We start from the raw sequence: 7,980 nt of genomic DNA, 5'->3' as shown, positions 1-7,980 counted from the left end.
CCCTTCGGGCAGCGCTTGTTGGCTCTTTCTACTGCGTTATCGCCTGTTTATGTAGAATAACTACACTACGCAGGCTCTGCCTTGTATAAAGAACCAACAAACTGCTGCAAAAACAATCTCGAAAGATCAACAGACCCTAGTCAATTAGTCCAATTTACATAATTTAAAATAATCGTATAAATATGAGGAATTACGATGAACAAAAATAAGCTACATATTGCAAGATGGTTTTTGGTAGCTATCTATTTTATAAGCACCATTGTCTTTGCCGGTCAGATGGACCATAGTACAGGGCAACTGTTTTTACTTGGATCTATCCTTGTATTAATGCACGCCCCCAAAAGGTATGGCTGGAAAGGTACATTTGTATTTATCGGTACCGCTTATATTGTCAGTACCATTCTAGAAGATATGAGCATTCGTACCGGGTTTCCTTTTGGTAACTATCACTACACGCTTGGTGGGTTACATATTGACCAGGTTCCGGTTTTGGTTGGTCCGGTTTACATTGCGGTCGGTTATATGTCATGGACAATTGGCTCTATTATTCTTGACCATGCTGAGAAACATTTAGATAAGAAATTTAACCTTATTGCATTGCCTGCTGTCAGTGCTTTTATTATGTGTCAGTTTGATTTAGTGCAAGACCCTCTCACTTCAACATTTGACGGTATATGGATCTGGGAAAATGCTGGCGGTATATTTGGTGTTCCACTGGTAAACTTTCTGGGTTGGTACCTAACCTGTTATTTATTCATGCAGATCTTCGCTATATATCTATCTAAAAATAGCCATTTAATCATTGAATCAGATGAAACCGAGAAAAGGTCATATTGGTTACAACCTGTCATTTTCTATATGTTAATTGGATTGTCTTACATTGGTCATTACCTGCATCAAATAAACAATAAAGAATTAATCACCGACCTGGCTGGTAACGTATGGGGTGTCGCTAATCTACATGAAACAGCAGTAGGAATAATGCTATTTACTATGGTCTATACCGTTGTATTAGCCTTTGTTCGTTTATTTAAACCAAAGCAGTAGCAGTTAGGATTGTAATGATGCGGTGAGTTTGCTTGCCTTATTTACCGTTTTCTAGTGCTTGAATTAATTCGCGAAATGCTAATTTAGCAAAGAAATGGCTATAAAAATAATTTTATAGCCACAGTTTCACTTAATAGCCCGTCATTTGATGCGTTTTTTATTATGCTTGGGGCCTGTTTATATTTGAAACAAAGATTCGATTGATAAGCCCTGCTCAGATAATACTTCACGCAGCGCTTTTAATGCTTCAACCTGAATCTGGCGAACTCGTTCGCGGGTTAATCCTATCTCTTTACCAACATTCTCAAGCGTTGCGGCTTCATAACCTAACAAACCAAAACGTCTGGCTAATACTTCGCGCTGTTTCGGGTTAAGATCCTCCAACCACTCAACAATACGCACTTTCATATCTTCATCTTGCAGCTCATTTTCCGGTGAAGCTTCTTTACGATCCGGAATAATGTCCAATAATTCCTTATCTGAATTATTGCCGATTGGAATATCAACTGAACTAATACGCTCATTCAATTTTAAAATTTTAGAAACTTCTTTTGCCGAGACATCTAAAACTTTTGCAATATCTTCAGCGGTGGGTTCGTGCGTTAGAGTATGGGCTAATTCACGTGCGGTTCTTAAATATACATTTAATTTTTTTACAATATGTATCGGCAGGCGGATAGTACGTGTTTGATTCATTATTGCGCGTTCAATGGTTTGCCGAATCCACCATGTGGCGTAGGTAGAAAAGCGAAAGCCTTTTTCAGGGTCAAACTTTTCAACCGCGCGAATAAGCCCTAAATTTCCCTCTTCCACCAAATCTAATAATGATAATCCGCGATTGTTATAACGGCGGGAAATTTTAACCACAAGACGTAAATTGCTTTCTATCATGCGCTTACGTGATACTTCATCACCTCGTAATGATCGCCGGGCATAATAAATTTCTTCTTGAGCGGTTAGCAGCGGCGAAAAACCAATTTCACCTAAATAAAGTTGGGTCGCATCCATGATTTTAACTTCATTTGTCGCTGCCATCTTTGTTGTAGATAAATCGTCATTTTCGTTGTCAACTTCATCTTCATCATCTTCACTTTCGTTTAGATCAAAAGGTAATGCATCAACTTCATCTGATTTTAACTTTTTACCCATGGACAAATCCCCTTAAATTCTTGATATTCCCTTACAACAAGCCAAGCGGGCTGTGTAAAACCCTATCATAGAACAGAACATAAAACAGATCTAATCAAATCATCAAGTGGTTATGAATCATCAACTAGTAACGCTTAGGTAAATAACGTAAAGGATCGATAGACTTGCCTTGATAACGAATTTCAAAATGCAGTTTCACACTATCTGTTCCACTATCTCCCATCATTGCTATTTTTTGACCAGTTTTTACCTGTTGTTTTTCCTTTACTAACAGTTGTTCATTATGAGCATAAGCACTTAAGTAATCATCATTATGTTTTATGATGATTAAATTACCAAAGCCGCGCAGGCCCGAACCGGCATAAACGACCTCACCCGATGCAGCGGTATAAACTGGAGTCCCGCGTTTGTTTGCAAGACTAATCCCTTTCATTCCCGACTGGGAGTCAGCAAAGGTTTTAATTACTTTCCCCTTGGCAGGCCATTGCCAATCGCTGACTTTAGCCATCGAGGTTGTCGGTTTGATCACTTTTTCCTCAACCTTTACCCTGGCTGCAGGATATTCTTTTACCTTTCTCTGCACAACCACGTCGGCAGTGTTTTTATTACAGCTTTGATCTGCGCATGATACTTTGTCATTTTTTTGCACATTTTGTGATGGTGATGGTTTTTTTATAAGAGGCTTTTTCGTATAAACTGTCTTGCTTTTCTCGTCGGCAGTTAACTTTAATATTTCTCCTTCCTTAATAATATAAGGAGCAGTTAAGCCGTTGTATAATGCCAGGCGATTTAGATCAAGACTGGCACGCCAGGATATAAAGAATAATGTATCCCCTTTTTGCACCCGGTAGGTTTTGCCTTTTATTACCGAGGTATCCCGTTGAGCCAGAAAGGTTGGTGATTGGTAGTATGAATGCGTTCCATGCTTGGTCACGTCAGAGACAGGCGCAGATCCACGTGGAGATGAACAACCAGTAAAAGTAAATATAACGAGGAAAAAAGTTAAAATTCTCACGGACAATCAATTCTTAAGGACAAAGGATCAAATAACGGCGGAAAAATTGATCCGTCCACCTTGGAAAGTAGCCTACAAATAGGATTAGCCTGTATTATCTGCTTACCTAATACCATAAAATCTACCACCATCAAGAAACTTAATAAGCAGCGCTAAATAAAGACAATAAAAACGCCCTGATTCATACAAAATGTGCATCTCCCAGAAGAATGGTAGAATAATTTATTTATCTAACCATCTTGCCAGGTTGGACAACTGCTCGCTTGCAGTCAAATCGATCTTTAGGGGAGTGATTGATACATATCCATTTTCAATAGCATGAAAATCAGTCCCATCACCAGCTTCCGCAATTGCTCCCGGAGGTCCAACCCAGAAGATTTCCCGTCCTCTGGGATCATAACTTTTTTCAATCATTTCAGCTTTATGACGTTTGCCTAAGCGCGTCACCTTAATACCTTTAATCTCTTCTAAAGGCAGATCAGGGACATTCACATTAAGCACCTGGTTTGCCGATAAAGGCTGTGCTAATAACTTCTCAACCAGTTGTTTAGCATAAAAGGCAGCACTCTCAAAGTGCGTTTTACCGGCCAGAGAAATCGCGATCGCGGGCAGACCTAAAAATCGCCCTTCCATTGCCGCTGCAACCGTGCCGGAATAAAGGGTGTCATCACCCATATTAGCACCATCATTAATCCCGGAAACCACTAATTCAGGCGCACTGAGACAGACTTCATTGAGTGCCAGGTGCACACAATCCGTAGGTGTTCCGCTAACTGAGATAAAGCCGTTCTCTAGATATTGAATACGCAGTGGATTTTCCAATGTCAGCGCATTACTCGCACCACTATGATTACGGTCAGGGGCAACCACTTTTACTTCGCTAAGATCCTTTAATGCCTGATATAACGCACTTAAACCCGGCGCGTAAACACCGTCATCATTACTTATTAATATACTCATTCAGCTGCCTTTATCAATTCACGTAAAATACTGGTTGCGTAACAACCTGAAGGTAAATAAAACGCCAATTTCACGGTGTTCTCATCAAGCCAGGTTGATGAGAATTTTTCAGGCACTAATAATAGCGGGCGACGCTCCTGCTTCAAACCGTTTTTAGCAAGCCCCTCCTGAATCTCCCGATAGGGGGATAATATGCCACTTTCATACTCTTTGGCATTATCTGATGAGGTCAGCTCACCAGCTCCCCATAAAGGTGCTGTCAAGCATACTTCACGGCTGTGCAGGCGATGTTCAGTTTGTGCATCAAGTTCAGTTAAGGGAAAAAATGAGCGGTTAGCAACAAACTGTACGCAGTCCCCGAGCATCGGCTTAACATATAAATTATCTTTAATACGCGCGGAAACAACCCGATTGAACAGGTAGCTGCGGGCAGCACTTAAATAAATACCACGTTTAAAGCGATCTTTTATTTTCCGGCCTCTGAACATCGCCAACGCAGCGTTAACATTATATCCGTCAAAACCAAAGCGCTGCGCACCGTAATAATTTGGTACACCACCCTGGACTTGTAATAAGGCTTTTTCCAGGGCGCTTTTATCACTGATATCACGCAGCACAATGCTGAAAAAGTTACCTGCCAGGGCACCTGTTTTAATTTTTTTATTGTGCCGGACCACCTTAAGAATTTTCACCCCCGGTGATTCAAAGGTACTAAAATCAGGGGTTATCTTGCCCGGGATATGTAATGAAAACCATTGTTTAGTATCACCCTGGCGATCTTTCAATCCTGCATAGCTGACATTTTTAGCCGGTATAGCCGCAAATTTTGCTAATGCACGCGCTAAATACTGGGTATTCTCACCCACTTTTTGTACCCATAAGCAAACATGCTCACCCTCACCTGTTAACTCAAAGCCGAGGTGCTCTTCGACATTAAAGTCTTCACATAAGTGTTTGAACAGACCACTACTTTGGGGTTCACCATAGAGGTAATTAAAATCTAAGCTAAATATTTGTTTTTCTTCTTCGGTCATTATTTTTTCTTCATTAATAAAACAACAGCGTAGCTGGCGATACCTTCTTCGCGACCAATAGCACCCAACCTTTCCGTGGTGGTTGCTTTGACATTAACATTATCTATCTCAGTTTCGACAATACCTGAAATCTCGGCGCACATATCGGCAATAAAAGGCGCCATCTTAGGTGCCTGCGCAACAATGGTAAGATCTATATTGCCAATAATATAACCGCGTTGTTTGGCTTGCTGAAATACATTTTGTAATAAGTTACGGCTATCAATTCCTGAGTATTGAGGATCATTATCAGGGAAATGACGCCCGATATCGCCCAATGCCAGCGCCCCTAAAATCGCATCACATAGAGCATGCAGGGCAACGTCACCATCGGAATGTGCAATCAAACCTTGAACATGGGGTATTTTCACCCCGGCAATAGTTATCGGCCCCTGCCCACCAAATTTGTGAACATCAAAACCATGTCCGATACGGATCATAAGTTATCCTTTAATAATTATGGAGTTGTGACGATAAATACAACTCAGCAAGCTTTAAGTCTTCTTCTCGGGTCACTTTTAGATTATCGCTACGCCCTTCAATAACAGTTACCGGCAATCCAGCCATTTCTATTGCAGAAGCTTCGTCGGTGATCTGCTGCGGAAATTCCGCATTTTCTATCGCGTTAATTAAGACTTTATTTTCAAAAAGTTGTGGCGTCAGGGCATGCCAGAGGTCATCACGGGAAACAGTGTGAATGATTTTCCCCTGGGGATCACTGCGCTTCATCGTATCGCGCACTCTGCTTCCCAAAATTGCGCCATGCTCTGATTGCTCCACACTTTTTATTAGTTTGTTGATATCACAGCTGCTAATGCAGGGCCGCGCGGCATCATGCACCAACACATATCCCTCTTCCGGCAGCACCTTTAATGCGCTCAGTACAGAATCAACGCGCTCTTCCCCGCCAATAACCACACTTACTTTGGGATGCCTGGCCACCGCCAGCCGATTGAACCATTGATCCTTCTCGGCAATGGAAACAACCACTTGTTTAATATCCGGATGGTTTAAAAAAGGCAACATGCTATGTTCGATAATAGTCTTACCTGACAGAGTTAAATATTGTTTAGGAATATTTGCACCAACACGTTTACCAATACCTGCGGCAGCTATCACCGCATTTAAGTTTAATCGACTCATCTGCTAATCTTCTTTTGGTACAATACGGAAAAAAGTTTCACCCTCTTTGACTAAGCCCAACTCATTGCGGGCACGCTCTTCTATCGCGTCAGTCCCCTCTTTGAGATCTTCAATCTCGGAGAACATCATAAGGTTACGCTGTCTTAATTCACTGTTACTTTCTATTACCAGTTCAACTTCCTCAAGCAGTGCGTGCCTGTCCCGTAATCCATTTTTTCCAAACCATAAATGGTATTGTAACAAAGCCAATAAACACAGCAGAACAAATACAAATAAACGCATAAAAGAGCAAACTCCAGACGAAAGTGTGATATTAACAGAATATACTCAAAGGGCTTAAAGATGCAGACTCCTTCACCTTCAACTTCTTTCGATATCTCTATTTTCACACATTAAGTGTGAAATTAACATGCAGTGTAAAAGTAAAAAAAATCCTTTGTAAAAAGGATAACCCTTTTAATCCGCCGAGCCACTACGCAGCTTTCCAAAAAGCAGCTTGCTTTCCAACTCAGGATAAACCGGGCGGATAAAGAGTTTATAGCTGGTCAAAGCAGCCACTATTATTTTAATCACCACCATCTGTTCGATGCCAAGCAGGAAGTATGCATAACCGCCGACAAAAGCGGAGGTGAGCATAAACATCTGAAATAAGCGCAGACGTTTCATACTTAGTGCCGTTAATATCACTGCAAAATCGATCCAGGTGAGTAATAGACCCAAAGATGGATTTGCTAAATAAGTGTTAACAGCGAAATAAGCAAAGTATGCAATGCCGGTCAACATTAACACTAGCAACAGATAAATCATTTTTTTAGAAGTATTGGTAAAATCACAAACATAACGATACAAGGTAACGCCACCTACGACTAAATTCAGTAACACTTTAGGCATCACACCGATCATAAATCCCCAAAGTACGTCATTAGCGACAGACAAAAAGGAGGTCAGGCGCATATTTTTCATTCCATTAAAAACCAATAATAAAATATAAAAAGCGACACTGGTCCAACCTAATACTTCTACAAATAACTCCATACTCATTTCCTACACTATATTTTTATATTATTTTTAAAGGTGCGCAGTTTACCTTTTGCCAAAGCGTTATACCAATTGGATTAAATTTTTGATCTATTTTATTGGGTGCGACTGAGGCAGTAGCCCCTGAACACAAGTGTGGAGCTAAATATTGAAGGTGATCAGTTAATTAATCAAATTGGTATTAGTACACAATACATGTTAATGAAAGTATTGCTGGCGGCTGATGGCTGATGGCCTGACTCTTATACAAAAGTCCCATGATTGTGGAATTTGGATACCAATCCAAATTGGCTACGTTTCCCCGATCCATTTTTCTTGTATTGAGCAAGTACTTTAGCAAGGAAAATCATGGAGCGAATTAAACGACAGTTTAGGTTCATGAGAAGGCCCGGCCTAGATTTCCCTAATCTCAGCCAGTACAGGGAGGATGTACTGGCTGGGATGGTGCGTTAAAAAGTGCTTGAGCAGTACAAGATAAAAAAATGGCTTGGGCAGCCTTTCTTTTGGGCGAGTTATGCGACAGCATAGTGTTACGAGCGGGCAAAGCTCTGCGTG

At 40.9% G+C, this 7,980-nt stretch carries 9 protein-coding genes; 1 reads left to right on the top strand and 8 read right to left on the bottom strand.

Going from position 1 to position 7,980, the window contains the following annotated elements; translation table 11 throughout:
• Positions 1–195: 195 nt before the first annotated feature.
• Positions 196–1,047, top strand: a complete 852-nt coding sequence (locus ABZA00_RS15490; protein ID WP_372737186.1) for a carotenoid biosynthesis protein — start codon at positions 196–198, stop codon at positions 1,045–1,047.
• Positions 1,048–1,224: 177 nt separating this feature from the next.
• Here ABZA00_RS15490 and rpoS read toward each other — a convergent pair whose 3' ends face one another.
• From rpoS to ABZA00_RS15450, 8 genes are all read right to left on the bottom strand, one after another.
• Positions 1,225–2,196, bottom strand: a complete 972-nt coding sequence (gene rpoS, locus ABZA00_RS15485; protein WP_372883059.1) for an RNA polymerase sigma factor RpoS — start codon at positions 2,194–2,196, stop codon at positions 1,225–1,227.
• 124 nt (positions 2,197–2,320) lie between these two features.
• Entirely contained in the window at positions 2,321–3,211 is an 891-nt protein-coding gene (locus ABZA00_RS15480) for a peptidoglycan DD-metalloendopeptidase family protein (RefSeq protein ID WP_372883058.1), read from the bottom strand.
• Between the two features lie 222 nt (positions 3,212–3,433).
• Positions 3,434–4,171: a 5'/3'-nucleotidase SurE gene (gene surE / locus ABZA00_RS15475; RefSeq protein ID WP_372883057.1), complete on the bottom strand. Its 738-nt coding sequence runs from the start codon at positions 4,169–4,171 to the stop codon at positions 3,434–3,436.
• Positions 4,168–5,205 (bottom strand): tRNA pseudouridine(13) synthase TruD, encoded by a 1,038-nt coding sequence (gene truD / locus ABZA00_RS15470; RefSeq protein WP_372883056.1) that lies wholly within the window; start codon positions 5,203–5,205, stop codon positions 4,168–4,170. Before truD ends, surE begins: the two co-directional genes overlap by 4 nt.
• Complete coding sequence (ispF, locus tag ABZA00_RS15465; protein WP_372883055.1) at positions 5,205–5,684, bottom strand: 2-C-methyl-D-erythritol 2,4-cyclodiphosphate synthase; 480 nt, start codon at positions 5,682–5,684, stop codon at positions 5,205–5,207. The genes truD and ispF overlap by 1 nt, the downstream gene beginning before the upstream one ends.
• Positions 5,685–5,694: 10 nt before the next feature.
• The gene (gene ispD, locus ABZA00_RS15460) at positions 5,695–6,387 is read right to left on the bottom strand and encodes a 2-C-methyl-D-erythritol 4-phosphate cytidylyltransferase (RefSeq protein ID WP_372883054.1); all 693 of its coding nucleotides are present in this window, start codon (positions 6,385–6,387) and stop codon (positions 5,695–5,697) included.
• A gap of 3 nt (positions 6,388–6,390) precedes the next feature.
• Positions 6,391–6,669 (bottom strand): cell division protein FtsB, encoded by a 279-nt coding sequence (gene ftsB, locus ABZA00_RS15455; protein ID WP_372883053.1) that lies wholly within the window; start codon positions 6,667–6,669, stop codon positions 6,391–6,393.
• Positions 6,670–6,843: 174 nt separating this feature from the next.
• Entirely contained in the window at positions 6,844–7,422 is a 579-nt protein-coding gene (locus ABZA00_RS15450; RefSeq protein WP_372883052.1) for a phosphopyruvate hydratase, read from the bottom strand.
• Between the last annotated feature and the right edge of the window lie 558 nt (positions 7,423–7,980).

It is taken from the genome of Psychromonas sp. (assembly GCF_041586535.1).
Classification (GTDB): Bacteria; Pseudomonadota; Gammaproteobacteria; order Enterobacterales; family Psychromonadaceae; genus Psychromonas.
Note: the sequence above shows the minus strand (reverse complement) of the source record. Positions and strands in the feature narration are given on the sequence as shown.